Origin of the sequence: Aquimarina acroporae, from assembly GCF_023195925.1 — a bacterium.
GTDB classification, from domain to species: domain Bacteria; phylum Bacteroidota; class Bacteroidia; order Flavobacteriales; family Flavobacteriaceae; genus Aquimarina; species Aquimarina acroporae.
In genome coordinates this window covers 15785-30129 of the sequence record NZ_JALPRE010000015.1, presented here as the reverse complement: position 1 = coordinate 30129, position 14345 = coordinate 15785, and the positions used below count along the sequence as shown (strand labels likewise).

Genomic DNA, 14345 nt, shown 5'->3' with positions numbered 1-14345 from the left:
TTACGAATTTACCTTTTTAGGAATATTTAGCATTTCTCTAGCCTCTTCTATACTTGCGATATCTCGCCCTATCATTCTGGCTAGAGAAGCTCCAGCATCGACCAACTCTCCATTTGAAGTTGCCATATCACCATTTGGAAGATAGAAATTGTCTTCTAGTCCAACCCTAAAATTACCACCCATTGCCGCGGCAATGGCAGAAAGTTGCCATTGTTTTCGGCTAATGACTATCGACTGCCAAAAAGCACCATTGGGAATTTGCTTTATTTGATGAATAAGATTTTCTGGTGTAGCTGGTATCCCTCCCATCACCCCCATCACCAAACTGTAACACGCATTATCGGGAAGTAAACCCATTTGTCGTAAAGGTTCTGCATTTCTAATATGCCCTGTGTCAAAGCACTCCATTTCTGGGCAGATTTCATGTTCATTCATCGTTTTTACTACCTTGATCATATCATCAAAAGAATTTTCGAAAACCCCATTCCAAATGAATTGCTTGGCACTCTTTGAAAAAATAGCATAGTTCATACTTCCCATGTTAAAGGCAGCCATATCGGGTTTTGTAGCTGGCAAATGCTTCAATCTGTCTTCGATAGAAAGCCCAATAGCCCCTGTAGAATAATTAATAATCACGTTTGGTGAGTGTTTACGCACCTCATCTGTAATTTCTTCAAAAACCTCTGTTCTCCAACTTGGCATCCCGTTATCTTCTCTTGCATGAATATGAACAATAGCGGCTCCAGCATCTACAGCTCTTTTTGCTTCCAGTCCTAACTCTTTTGGAGTATAAGGAATATGTGGACAATGCGATCTATTGGTTGCTGCCCCTGTAAGCGCAGCTGAAAGAATCATCTTTTGAAAAGCCATATTTTAATTTAATTTTTTACTTATTCCCCTGTCCAAACAGGTTTTCTTTTTTCTCTAAAGGCTAATAAACCCTCTTGTCCATCTTTTGAGCTTACCGTTTTTTGTAACATCTGCATCAAAAATTGGTGTTTAGATTCTTGTGCACTTATCATGTCCAGAGCTTCTAACCCAAGTCTGATAGCCGTAGGAGAATTTTCAACGATAGTATTCAATAATCCATCTACTGTTTTATCTAAATCTTCTCGAGAAACTACATGCGTTACTAAGCCATGATCCAAAGCTTTATTAACTGGCATATCATATCCTCTGATACACCAATCTATGACTATACGTTTGGGCATAACCTCTAACAATGATGCCATGACTTGAAAAGGGAATAATCCTCTTTTTACTTCGGGTAAACCAAGAGTTACCTCTTCATCACACACCACATAATTTGCTCCAGTCAGAAAGAAAAAACCTCCGGCCATCACATTTCCTTTGACCTTTGTAATAACCGGTTTATGCACTTTTTGAAAAAGTTCTCCGATAAGAATCTCCAGATTTGACTGCGGAATTGAAGATTCAAATTCACCTACCATTCCCATAAATGCTTTAAGATCTGCACCTGCACAAAACACATTGCCATTTGCATCAACAATTATAGCTCGAATAGCATTATTTTGCTTAGCAAACTGCAGCACAAATGCAATTTCTTGAACCATATGCGGATGTATAGCATTTTTCTTTTCGGGGCGATCCAGAGTTAAAGTGAGCACATGATCTTCAACCTTTATCTTAATAAAAGCAAAGTCTTGATCGAGTGCTGTTTTAACCAATTCGTTATCAAAAAAATTCATGACTATTGTTCGTTAACTTTTACTAATAAAAATCCTGCTTCTACGTTATGACCTTCTTCTACATACACATCTTCTACCACTCCATTTTCGTTGGCAACCAATACATTTTCCATTTTCATAGAAGAAATAACAATGAGAGGGTCTCCTTCTTTTACCTTATCTCCTGGAGCAATATGTACTTTAACAACCTGCGAAGGAATTGGAGATTCATACCCGCCATTTACTTTTTCTTTTTCTTTCTTCGGAAATCTATCTTCCTGTATAACTTTTACATTTCCTAAAAAGGAAGAGTGTATGAAACAATTCTTGTCGGCTTTTGAAATCGTATATTTCTTTTGTATCCCATCGATACTAATTCTGATATGAGTTAAATCAGTTTCGAGTATGATCACTTTAAATTCTTTATCCTCTACAAAAAATGAAAAAGAATCTCCTACATAGCGATATTTGATTTCTGTTTTTTCGTTATCTATAACATACTTCTCTGTTTGGTATTCATAGAAGTTATTCCTCCAACCAGAAGGAATGGCTCTTAAAACTTTTCTGTTTTTTTCTCTAAGACTCCAATCATATATTGTTGTCGCGATAGCGGCTTCATACCTTTGATTTTTTGTGATGTTGTCGATTGTAGAAAGGTCAATTTTTTCCTCTATAAAATGAGTATTATATATCCCATTCTTGAAATCCTCAACTTCCAAAAGTCTTTGCAAAAAAGATAAATTCGTAGTTGTTCCCTGGCATATCAGATGCTGAAAAAAATACTTCAACTTTGCTTGTGCAGTATGCCTGTCTGGTCCTTTTGCTATAATTTTAGCGATCATTGGGTCATAATGCACAGAGATTTTTGAACCCGATTCTATGGCAGATTCTACACGAATTCCCTCCACCCGAGGAAATTCAAATGTGTGTACTGTTCCTGTAACTGGAGCAAAATTGTTTGCAGCATCTTCGGCATACAATCGAGCTTCAATAGCATATCCATCTGCTTTCACCTCATCCTGGTTGAGTTGTAAAGGTATCCCCTGTGCCGATTCTATTTGCATTTGCACCAAATCTAACCCTGTGATTTCTTCGGTAACCGGGTGCTCTACCTGTAGCCTTGTATTTACTTCGAGGAAGTAAAATTCTCCAGTTTTTTCGTCATAGATAAATTCTACGGTACCTGCATTATCATATTCTAAGGCCTTGGCCGCTGCAACGGCAGCACTACCCATAGTACCCCTTAGATGTTCTGTCATTATTGGTGACGGACTTTCTTCTATGACTTTTTGATATCTCCGTTGTATTGAGCACTCTCTTTCTAACAGATGAATCACGTTTCCATGTTGATCTCCAAAAATCTGAAACTCAATATGCCGTCCTGATTCGATGTATTTTTCAACAAGTAATTCATCATTCCCAAAAGCACTTTTTGCTTCTCGTTTGGCAGAGGTAATCGCAAATTCTATATCTTTTTCTTTAAATACAATTCTCATTCCTTTTCCTCCACCACCTGCAGTGGCTTTTAGAAGAACTGGGAACCCAATCTTATTTGCTTCGGTTTTTAAATTTGCATTAGATTGATCACTTCCGTTGTAACCTGGTACAATCGGCACTCCAGAACTTTGTATAATTTCTTTTGCCCTAGCCTTAGATCCCATTGATTCGATGGCACTTGATTTTGGGCCAATAAATATGATACCTTCATCATCACATCTTTTTGCAAAAGAAGCATTCTCAGAGAGAAAGCCATAACCTGGGTGTATTGCATCTGCACCAATTTCTTTGGCAATTGCGATAATTTTTTGTTGATCGAGATAGGATTGTATAGGTTCTGAATCTCCTATATGTATTGCAACATCGGCCTGCTTGACAAAAGGAGCTGTTTGATCGGCATCAGCATAAATCGCTACACTAGTGATCCCCATTTTTTTACAGGTGCGAATAATTCTCGAAGCAATTTCTCCTCGATTTGCAATTAATATGGTATTGATATGCTTCATATTCTTTTTCAATTCTTCATGTGTTTAGTGTCTCCAAACACCATAACTTGTTGTTCCTTTTATTTCTTGGTTATATAAAACCGCCAGAGAAAAACCCATGTAGTTTCTGGTTTCTTTAGGATCTATTATTCCATCATCCCACAGCTCTGAAGTAGAATACCAAGCTGAGGATTTTGCTTCTGCTTCTGCTATTAACATATGCTCTATCATTTTTGCCTGTTCTTCGTCATAAGGAATCCCTTTTGCCTTGGCCGATGCTTTTTGAATAATTCTCATCACACCAGCTAATTGTTGTGATCCCATTACACCAATTTTAGCGTTGGGATATGAAAAAAGGAAATTAGGTTCATAAGACCTTCCATTCATTCCATAATTACCGGCTCCAAAAGAAGAACCAATCATTAAGGTAATAGAAGGCACTTTACTATTAGATACCGCGTTGATGAGTTTTGCCCCATTTTTAATAATCCCTCCTTCTTCATAAGTTTTACCCACCATATAACCGGTAGTGTTTTGCAAGAATAGCAACGGAATATTCTTTTGATTAGATAACTGAATAAACTGCGCTCCTTTATTGGCTGATTCTGAAAAAATAACTCCGTTATTTCCTAAAATCCCAACGGGGTATCCATGAATTTTTGCCCATCCGCAAACCATCGTATTTCCGTATTCGGGTTTAAATTCGGAAAACTCAGAACCATCGGTAATTCGCATAATTAACTCTCTTACATCAAAAGGAGTTTTAATATCTGCAGGAACTACTCCTGGAATCTCATCTGCAGAAAAAAGCGGTTCTTTTATAGGAAATTCTGGTATTAAGTGAGGTTTTGATTCTGGAAGAAACTCCATAATTTCTCTTGCAATACGAATTGCATCTAGCTCGTCTTCTGCCAAGTAATCTGAAACCCCTGAAACGCGACTATGCATTTCGGCTCCTCCCAGTTCTTCGTCGGTAGCAACTTCGTTGGTCGCCATTTTTACCAAAGGCGGTCCAGCAAGAAATACTTTTGCAGCTTGCTTTTGAAAAATAGCGTAATCTGACATTCCCGGAACATAAGCACCTCCAGCAGTAGCATTGCCAAAAACCACAGAAATGGTGGGAATTCCCATTTCTGATCTCCTGGTAATCTCTCTAAACGCCTCACCTCCATAATTGAAAATTTTGGCCTGATCGGGAAGATTCGCCCCCCCACTTTCTACAAGGTTTATCGAAGGGAGTCTGCATTCTCTACTAATTTTACTTATTCTAAACCCTTTGAATACCGTAGCATAATCTACAGAGCCTCCTTTTCTTGTTCCTACATTAGAATTAATCATACATAGTTTACCTTCAACCAAACCTATTCCTGACACGTTGGTTCCTCCCGCTCCAAAACCATTTTTATTTTCCATCCCAGCCAAGGGCAATAATTCTAAGAATGGACTATCCTTATCCAGCAAAAGTTCGATACGTTCCCTGGCCAATAATTTATTCCTACTTCTAGCTTTGTCTATAGATTTTTCTTTCCCCTGAAAACGACTTTCTTCAAGATGCAGATTTAGTTTTTCAACCAATTGTTGCATCGCTTGTTTATTTTCCTTGAAGGAAGTACTTGCGGTATTAATATTTGATACTAATGCTCTCATTTACGCTACTTCTTTTACTTCTTTACGCACTAAAATTTGCTGAATTCTATAGGGAATAAACCCTGAAATTCGATATAACCACCTCATTTTTCTACCACTCACTATAAAATCTTTTCTCTTCATGTATCCCTTCCAGATATCTTTAGCCACCTCTTCAGAAGTTGTAGTTACCATACCATCAAACGTTTTTACATTTTCCATATTCCCTGAAGTTTTAAAATTGGTATCCCTTATTGCCGCAGGACAAACACAAATTACTTTCACCTTAGATCCTTTCATCTTAAGCTCTTCATTCACACTTCTGCTAAAGTGATTTACAAATGCTTTGGTGGCACCATAAGTACTTAACTTCGGTGACGGCTGAAAAGAACTTATGGAACTAATATTAATAATCGTCCCTACGTTTTTTATAACCATATCTTCAAGAAAAAATCGGGTCATATTGTATACATTACGCACATTAAGGTTGATCATTGTAAGTTCTTTTTCAAGGTTTGTCTCTGGTACAAAACCATAGGTACCTATTCCCGCATTATTAATAACCGTATCTATGTTCCAATTGTTTTCTACTACCCAGTTGTAGACATTTTGAGCAGCTTCTGGTTTTGACAGATCCTGCACCAATGCATCAACATTGCAATTTGTAAACTCTCTTCTTAATTTTTGTTTAGCAGCTTCTATTTCTTCTTCTAAAAGAGAAACCCAAAGCAAATGATATGCAGCTTTTGCAAAATATCTGGACATAGAATATCCAATACCACTCGATCCTCCTGTAATAAGTACTGTCTTACTCATGCCATACTATGTTTTCTATGCTATGATGCCAATCTTGAAAATATTGACCGTATTGTTGATCAATTTCTCCACGTCTTATCTTAAGGGTGGGAGTTAAAAAAGCATTCTCGGTATTCCAGATATTTTTATCTATAATTACGGTTGATACCCTAGTGTAATTTGCAAGATCTTTATTTAAAGAACTAAGTGTACTTAATAAAGAGTCTTCTATTTCTTCTTTGGAGGCTGTCGTTGCCACTTCGGAAAGGTTAACGATCGCAATTGGTTGTGGTATACCCAATCCTGCAATACATACTTGCTCGATTAATACGTTCTTTTCTATTTTTTCTTCTAAAGGATTAGGAGTAATAAATTTACCTTTACTGGTCTTAAAAGCATCAGACACTCTCCCTATAATTTTTAGGAAACCATTCTCATCAAAAAGCCCTCTATCTCCACTATGAAGCCACCCATTTTTTAAAACTTTTTGAGTTAACTCTTCATCTTTGTAATATCCTTTCATCATGTAGGGTGATTTCATGAGTACTTCTCCTGTTTCAGGATCAACTTTCACCTCACAACCTGGTATTGGCTTTCCTACAGAGTCTTTGGGAGCATCTAGCATTGGTGTATTGGTTATGGAACCACATACCTCTGTCATTCCATATGCTTCAATGAGATGAATTCCTAATGTACTATACCATTCTTTTAAATATGTAGGAGTAATAGCAGAACCTGTAGCTACCACTTTTGCTTTAGAAAGGCCTAAACCGTATCGTATTTTTCTCTTTACAATTCTGGATATAATCGGAATTTGAAATAGTACTTTTTGCGTCTTAAGCGACAATTTATTTACCACTGCTAGGTAAAACTTTGTCCAAATTCTGGGTACCGCAAAAAAAATAGTAGGCTGCGTATCTTGCAGATTTTTTGCAAAGGTTTCAATACTTTCTCCAAACGATACTGTACCACCCAGCATTAATGCAACGGCATAGACTCCTATTTTTTCTGCAACATGATTTAAAGGAAGATAAGATAACAATCGAGGTGCAGGATTATTGGCAATACCAATCCAATCATTTTTACTGTCGTCTTTAATAATTTGAACCGGAGTATGATGAACATGCATCACCCCTTTCGGAGTTCCGGTTGTTCCAGACGTAAATAGTATGGTCCAGAGTTCTTGCGGGCTAGGTATGTGCTTTTCTAGTACAGGAGGTGTATCTAACACGATATCATCCCAGACTTGTCCCTGTGTAATTTGTGCATTTCCGTTATAATGCGGAAAGCGTATGATTTTTATATCATTCGAGATTTCTTCGGCATGAGCAGTTGACCATGTTTCTAACTTTCCTATAAAAACGGCTTTGGCATCAGATAGTTTTAATACTTTTCCTAATTGCGTTGCAGAAAGATTGTAATACAACGGCACCGATACATAGCCCCCAATCATTATAGCAAGATCTGCCAGAATCCAATGATAACAATTCTTAGAATATATGGCAATATGATCTCCCTTCTGTAGCCCAGCCGATTCAAACCATTTAGCCATTCTAGAGGCAACATCACAAGCCTCATGATATGTCATAGTCTTCCAGAGAGCTCCTTCAGGTTGTTTTAAAAAAGGGTAATTAGGCTTTTCCCTGACCCAATGATAAAAGTATTCAGGAAGTGAACCATAATCTGGTATGCTTAATTTACCCATTATTTAAAGTTAAAATGTTAAATAAGAATCCATATTCTCATCGAATGCCTCTCCCATATTGGTTAAATAATCTTCTCCAAAGAATTTTTTAAACGAAGCCAACCCTTTTTCTGTAAGGTGAGGTAATAGGAGACTCCATATTACTTTTTCTCCATCTTCTTTGGTCTTATCTTGTTTTACCATTTGATGTGATCGCCAGAAAAACATCATCATCCATGAAGTAATCGCCAGGTTTTTATAAACTCCAGGAGCTGGTTCTACCTTCATATTCCCTAACTGAATTGAAAACGCAATTGCAGTTTCAATATCTTTGATTGTCTTTTCACACAAAGACTTCATTTTTTTAGCAATCAAAGGGTGCATCAACACCTGATTGTCATGAAAAATAAAGGTATACTCTTGCTGCAATCTATAATATAACTGGGCATCATGATGTAAATTCTGAAAGGAAGGAATGCTTTTAGCAACTCTTCCGCTTGTTAGTTTTTCCCATAATTGATCTATCAACTCTTTCAGTAATGCTTCTTTATCTTTAAAATGATAGGTCATATTTCCACGACTCATTTCTAAAGATTTTGCCAGTTCAAACAGATTTACCGCACCATATCCCGACTTATTGAAGGCTTTAAGAGCCTGATTCAGTATTCTTTGTTTTGTATCCACGTACTCCTTTTTAAACAAATGTAATAATATTTTATATTGTTATCAACTTTTTTAGTCATAAATGACTAACTTTAAAAAATAGCTATTCTATATTTCTTTGACAGGATTTATTCCTTTACTTCTATTTGTCTTTTAATTTCATTTCCAAGTTCATCCAAAACTGTAATGAGATGTTTACCAGCCTTAGGTTGAATCGGCATTTCGTGAAACCGTTTTGTAACCCCTATAAATTGATCATCTACATACCAAAATACTCTGGTATTTGGATTATTATGAGCGATTTTAAGAACCACTTCGCTCTTTTCTCCATCAAAATCTTTAGGCAAATATACCTTCGCATTTGCCTTTGGAAATATGAAGTCCATTTTGTTTTCCTCTTTTTGCACACAATCGGGTCTATAGGGCGGAAGGGTTTTATACCCTGCATTATTGGTCTTATAAAAGTATTCTTGTAAAGGAGGAAGTACAAACCAGGGTTCATGAACCATATTTTCTACAGATTCGCATGAAGAATTTACCTGGTATTCTTCGGAAGGATCTAAATGTATAAGTTTATGATAGGGACAGGGTCCTGTTTTGGTCCCCTGTAAAGGAATCATCATTTTTTTTGAAGGACATACATTTCCAGCAATAAAACCACTTTGAACGCATACGTCAACCTCTATCAAATCATCATAGGGCCTTGGAAACCACTTAGAATTTGGTAATACATTAAAAACATCAAATAAAACCGGAGCAGCAGAATTTAAGCCTGTTAGTTCAGGTCGCCCTTCTCCATCGGCATTACCCACCCAGACACCAACCACATAGTCTTGACTCGCTCCTATAGCCCAAGCATCTCGGTTCCCAAAACTGGTTCCTGTTTTCCAGGCAATTTCTTTTGAAGAATCATAAAACTCCCAAGCTTCGTCACTCTGTGGTCTGTTTACCTGTTTCATCGCTTCAAAAGTAAGCCAGATACTCCCCGCACCATAAATCAATTTCTCTTGTTTTTTCTTTCCAAAACTAATTTGTTCATCGAGTACATAAGTGGGCTCTACAAACTCATTATCAAAATATTCACTAGATGTTTCTTCAAAATGATTCAAAACACCTACCATTCCGGCATAGGTCTTACACAGGTCCCACAAACTACCCTCGGCTCCACCAACAATAAGAGACAAACCATAATGATCTGCACTGTATCGTAATCCTTGTATTTTGAACACATTCATCTCATCTCTGAAACGCTGTAAACCATATGTCTGTAACAAACGAACAGCTGGAACATTAAGGGATCTGGCCAAGGCTCTATTTACCGGTACTGCACCACTATAACTTTCGTCAAAATTCTGTGGAGTATATCCTGCAATTACCGTAGGAATATCGTCGACCAATTGCTCAGGGAGTAATTCTCCTTTATCCAACATTGCCGCATAAAGCAAAGGTTTAAGTGTACTCCCTGTACTCCTTGAAGCATGTATAATATCTACATCTTTTTGATGTCCTTTATCGGTAGGGCTATTACCAACATAACTCAACACTTGCCGAGAACGTGTATCGAGCACTAGAACGGCCATATTATGCACCTCGTTTTGCAATAGGCTTTCGTAATGCTGTTTTACAATTTGATTAACCTGCTTTTGCAATTTTAGATCGATAGTGGTTTGTAATCTTTTACCTGTAAATTGCCTTGCTGCTTTATCTACCAAATGTGGAGCCAACTGTGGTAGAAAATAAGGTTTTTGTGGAGGAGTCTCTTGAATTGATAATTTATAGGTTAAAGAATCTATAGTTCCCTTTTCGAGCAGTGTTTGCAATAACCGATTTCTTTTATTTATAAGTTTCTCTTGGTTTTTACCAGGATAGATTAATGATGGAGCATTCGGTAAAATAGCAAGAGTTGCACTTTCTGCCCATGATAACTGATACGCTGGCACTCCAAAATAACGCCATGCAGCCATATCAATCCCAACTACATTACCCCCAAAAGGAGCATGAGAAGTATACAATTTCAAGATTTCCTCTTTTGATGCACCTAGCTCCAATCGCGTGGCCAATATGAGTTCTTTAAGCTTTTCAAAATACGTTCGCTCTTTTCCTTTTCTTGATAATCTAATAACTTGTTGCGTTATCGTACTACCTCCGCGCACTACTCGCCCTGCTTGAAAATTATCTAGCATTGCTTCACCCATCGCAACGGGGTTAAAGCCTGGATGACGAAAAAACTGCTGATCTTCAAAAGCTACAATGCATTGTTTAAACTTTTGTGGAACACTATCGGTCTGAGGAAAGCGCCATTGACCATCATTAGCAATTTTGGCTCCTATTAATTCACCATTTCTGGACTCTATAACCGTAGCTGTGGGATCCTTAAAAAGAGGATTGGGTAATGAAAAATAGTACCAGACCAAGATAACTAGAGTGATCATGACCCGCTTAGGATGACTTTTTACAAATTCTTTTATTTTTAGAAATATATCTTTAACCACTTATCCCTATAGAAAATACACTAGTGCTAAAATTAATCTAAACTCATACCATTCCCAGCAAAATAAAGTATTATTTTTTCAATTCTTTTTGACGTTTTTTCCTACATTTTACGGAAAAACTCAAAGAATTTCATTACATTTAAGTTCCTCTTAAAAACTATTTATTGCTTTTTTCTCAGGTTTTATGGAAAAAAGTAGGGGCTCTACTTAGAATTTTTACCGACTTATAGCTGGTTTGATGTCATATCGACCTATGGTTATGTTTGTTATTTCAAAAGCTATCGTGTGTTGAAAAAAATTACTTTTTGTATACTTCTTTTTAATTTCTCAATACTGGCCTTTTCTCAGAATGACCGGAGTTTTGAGAGAATTGATAGCCTTGATGTGCTAATAAGAACCGCACAACAGTACAGGATAGAAAATAACATGTATGAGGCATTGGAGCTTTCTTTTAAAGCAGTTACCTATGCGCAAGAACTAAACCATTACCATTATTTATCTCATGCATACTTTATCATGGGAACCGTTCAATATGAGATTATTGACTATGAAAATGCCAAGACAAATATGTCTAAAGCATTAGAATACAGTAAAAAAACCAAGTCGAAAAAACTACTACCTTATATTTTTCAGGGTCTGGCAAACATTTACTATGACGATAATGAAGATTTTGAAAACGCTCTGAAATACTATAAAAAAGGCGTTGAATTGGGAAAAGAAATTAATCCTACCAATAACTATCAAATCGCCCTGCATAATTTAATCTGGACCTATATGGATCTGGACAGGTACGATGAAGCAGCTCCTTATCTTAAAGAAGCCGATAGTATAGCCGCCACAATCCCCGACAGTATACAACTAGGAATAAGCACTCTTAACCTGTTAAGAGCTAGAAACTTTGCCTATCTGAAAGATGTTGAAAAGGCCGAATATTATTTCGATAAAACCTTTAAGTTACTTGAAAATGAAGATAAGTACTGGTTAAAAGGCAAAAGCTACTTTTATCAATATCGATCTGAGCTGTACCAGAATATTGGAGAGCCTTCTAAAGCGATTGAAGACTTAAAACAATTGCAAAAAAATGAAATAAAAGTCTTTCAAAATGCAAGAGATAAAAATAAAGAAATTGCCAAAATAAGATTCAAGGTAGGTGAATATGAAAGAAAATTAGAAACCTCAGAAAGAGAAAAAACATTATTGCAAAACATCGATGAAAACAACAGGCTTATTATTTACATATCCTTATTTGGCCTTTTACTTCTTATGGGAGCCGCTTTTTTTTACTACAAAGAGTATCAATCAAAGAAAAAAGCTACCAACATTCTTGAGTTAAAAAACATAGAATTGAATGAAGCTAAGTTACAGGCCGAAAAACTAAGTAAGATAAAATCCCAATTTATCTCTACTATTAGTCATGAGCTTAGAACCCCTTTGTATGGAGTTATCGGTATTTCTTCCCTGCTATTAGAAAAGGAAAATAATTCAAAGGAAGATCAGGAACTGTTTAATTCTCTCAAGTTTTCGGCAGATTATCTACTTAACCTGGTTAATAAGGTTTTGAAAATAAGCAAAATTGACTCTGAGAAAACAGAAATTATAAAAACCCCTACCTGTTTGCATTCGTTATCTAAAAACATATTGCAAACTTTTGAATTTCAATCTTCGCAGAAGAGAAATGAACTCATTCTTGAATATAACCAAAATATACCGTCACTTATTGAGATCGATAGCCTTTGTCTTTCTGAAATTTTAATGAATTTAATTGGAAACGCTATTAAGTTTACAGAGAACGGAAAAATTTGGCTTCGTGTTCAACTACGATCTATAGATGCAAAAAAAGCAAAAATTCGATTCGAGGTTGAAGATACCGGTATTGGTATTCCCGAAGATCAACAGGAATACATTTTTGAAGAATTTTCTCAGGTAGGAAGCGTTTATGACAATAAACAAGGAACGGGACTAGGGCTGTCTATTGTAAAAACTTTGTTGCAAACTATGAATAGCAGTATTCAATTTGAAAGCAGTAAAGATAAAGGTTCCAAGTTCTATTTTGATCTTGATCTAAGAATAAGCCCAACAGTAAAACCTAATGTTGATCATGATATTCAAGACGATTGCGAAGCAGATTTCACTTCAAAAATCCTTCTTGCCGAAGACAATAAAATCAACCAGATAGTAACCAAAAAGCTGCTTCATAAAATTGGATACAACTGCGTTATCGCAGAGAATGGATCTGAGGCCGTAGAATTACTAAAAAAAGACCAGTTTGATTTGGTTCTTATGGATATTAATATGCCTGTTTTAGACGGTATGCAGGCTACTTTAGAAATTAGAGAGTTTAATACCACTACCCCTATTATTGCATTAACTGCTTCAGAATTAAGTGAAGTTGAGGAAGAATGCAGGCAAGCCGGCATGAACGACTTGGTAAATAAACCACTAAATAAATCTGATCTTAAAAAGGTTATTTTAAAAAACATCTCTAATAATGGCGCTATTTAACATTTTGAAGCATCATTAAAAAAGGGTATTCTTGTAAGAACACCCTTTTAAAAGACTTATTTTCTTTTAATTGATTTCCTGAATGTCAATCAACATACTTTCCCAATTCTTTTGATTATTATGATCAAATTGTGCCCCATTTTCATCTGCTACTGTAAAACGTTTAATCGCGGGTGTTTTACTTGTTGCCTGATACAATTGGTAAGCCTCTTCGGTTAAAGCTTCTGCAATAGGTAAATCTATCGAAGCGTATACAGCTCGTTTACAAGCTTCAATGGATTCTGCAGGAAATTTTGCAATACGTTCTGCCAATGCATCAACATATGCCCCTATCTCATCGGGATCCAGCGCTTTATTTACCGTTCCGAATTTCTCAGCTTCATCTGCATCCCAATCTCTAGCTCCGAGAATAATTTCCAAAGCCTTACCTAAACCTGCTTGTCTAGCCATACGTGAAGCACCTCCTCCACATGGTAAGATTCCCATACCTACTTCCATTTGCATGAATTTAGCTTTTCCTCGGGCTGCAAAACGCATGTCAAGAGCCAATGCCATTTCATGACCTCCACCTCTGGCAAAGCCCTCAATTTTTGCGATGGTAGCTTGTGGCACATTACTTAATCTTTCTAAAACTGCTTGAAGATCCAGTAGTTTTACTTCATTTCTTGGAACTGCTTCTTGAGACATATCTCTCAATAAATTGGTGTCGTAGTGACATACCCAGTACCCATCATTTGAGGATTGAAAAACAACTACTTTAACACTTCTATCTCGTTCTAATCGTAAGCATAGACTACTTAAGTCTGCCAACATTTCTTGACCTTGAACGTTGACCGGGCCAAAATTAATAGTTACATATAAAATTCCTCCCTTTTGTTCTGCGCTGAATGTTTGAAAATTTTTATAATCCATA

The 14345-nt window shown here is 36.6% G+C and carries 10 protein-coding genes; 1 reads left to right on the top strand and 9 read right to left on the bottom strand.

The window, feature by feature from the left end:
- The 8 genes from M0D21_RS19275 to pbpC all read right to left on the bottom strand — a co-directional run bounded on the left by M0D21_RS19275 (position 1) and on the right by pbpC (position 10870).
- Entirely contained in the window at positions 1 to 870 is an 870-nt protein-coding gene (locus M0D21_RS19275) for a BKACE family enzyme (protein WP_248332527.1), read from the bottom strand.
- A gap of 20 nt (positions 871 to 890) precedes the next feature.
- Positions 891 to 1709, bottom strand: coding sequence for an enoyl-CoA hydratase-related protein (locus M0D21_RS19270; protein ID WP_248332525.1), 819 nt, complete (start codon positions 1707 to 1709; stop codon positions 891 to 893).
- A gap of 2 nt (positions 1710 to 1711) precedes the next feature.
- Positions 1712 to 3703 (bottom strand): acetyl/propionyl/methylcrotonyl-CoA carboxylase subunit alpha, encoded by a 1992-nt coding sequence (locus M0D21_RS19265; RefSeq protein WP_248332523.1) that lies wholly within the window; start codon positions 3701 to 3703, stop codon positions 1712 to 1714.
- Positions 3704 to 3715: 12 nt separating this feature from the next.
- The gene (locus M0D21_RS19260; protein ID WP_248332521.1) at positions 3716 to 5317 is read right to left on the bottom strand and encodes an acyl-CoA carboxylase subunit beta; all 1602 of its coding nucleotides are present in this window, start codon (positions 5315 to 5317) and stop codon (positions 3716 to 3718) included.
- The gene (locus tag M0D21_RS19255) at positions 5318 to 6112 is read right to left on the bottom strand and encodes an SDR family NAD(P)-dependent oxidoreductase (RefSeq protein ID WP_248332519.1); all 795 of its coding nucleotides are present in this window, start codon (positions 6110 to 6112) and stop codon (positions 5318 to 5320) included.
- Positions 6105 to 7796: an AMP-binding protein gene (locus M0D21_RS19250; protein ID WP_248332516.1), complete on the bottom strand. Its 1692-nt coding sequence runs from the start codon at positions 7794 to 7796 to the stop codon at positions 6105 to 6107. The genes M0D21_RS19255 and M0D21_RS19250 overlap by 8 nt, the downstream gene beginning before the upstream one ends.
- Before the next feature lie 9 nt (positions 7797 to 7805).
- Positions 7806 to 8459 carry a TetR/AcrR family transcriptional regulator gene (locus tag M0D21_RS19245; RefSeq protein WP_248332514.1) on the bottom strand — a complete coding sequence of 218 codons (654 nt, stop codon included), beginning with the start codon at positions 8457 to 8459 and terminating at the stop codon, positions 7806 to 7808.
- A gap of 107 nt (positions 8460 to 8566) precedes the next feature.
- A complete protein-coding gene (gene pbpC / locus M0D21_RS19240) occupies positions 8567 to 10870 on the bottom strand; it encodes a penicillin-binding protein 1C (protein ID WP_248332512.1) in 2304 nt (767 codons plus the stop codon).
- Between the two features lie 348 nt (positions 10871 to 11218).
- Here pbpC and M0D21_RS19235 point away from each other — a divergent pair, with 348 nt between their 5' ends.
- Positions 11219 to 13432, top strand: coding sequence for a response regulator (locus M0D21_RS19235; RefSeq protein ID WP_248332510.1), 2214 nt, complete (start codon positions 11219 to 11221; stop codon positions 13430 to 13432).
- A gap of 66 nt (positions 13433 to 13498) precedes the next feature.
- Here the strand turns inward: M0D21_RS19235 and M0D21_RS19230 are convergent, their stop codons facing one another.
- On the bottom strand, positions 13499 to 14344 hold the full coding sequence (locus M0D21_RS19230; protein WP_248332508.1) for an enoyl-CoA hydratase/isomerase family protein: 846 nt from the start codon (positions 14342 to 14344) through the stop codon (positions 13499 to 13501).
- Position 14345: the final 1 nt, after the last annotated feature.

Bases quoted from the DNA above. Each gene is read 5' to 3' on its own strand.
- M0D21_RS19230 (WP_248332508.1), bottom strand. From the start codon at position 14,344: ATGGATTATAAAAATTTTCAAACATTCAGCGCAGAACAAAAGGGAGGA.
- pbpC (WP_248332512.1), bottom strand. From the start codon at position 10,870: ATGATCACTCTAGTTATCTTGGTCTGGTACTATTTTTCATTACCCAAT.
- M0D21_RS19255 (WP_248332519.1), bottom strand. From the start codon at position 6,112: ATGAGTAAGACAGTACTTATTACAGGAGGATCGAGTGGTATTGGATAT.
- M0D21_RS19250 (WP_248332516.1), bottom strand. From the start codon at position 7,796: ATGGGTAAATTAAGCATACCAGATTATGGTTCACTTCCTGAATACTTT.
- M0D21_RS19270 (WP_248332525.1), bottom strand. From the start codon at position 1,709: ATGAATTTTTTTGATAACGAATTGGTTAAAACAGCACTCGATCAAGAC.
- M0D21_RS19260 (WP_248332521.1), bottom strand. From the start codon at position 5,317: ATGAGAGCATTAGTATCAAATATTAATACCGCAAGTACTTCCTTCAAG.
- M0D21_RS19275 (WP_248332527.1), bottom strand. From the start codon at position 870: ATGGCTTTTCAAAAGATGATTCTTTCAGCTGCGCTTACAGGGGCAGCA.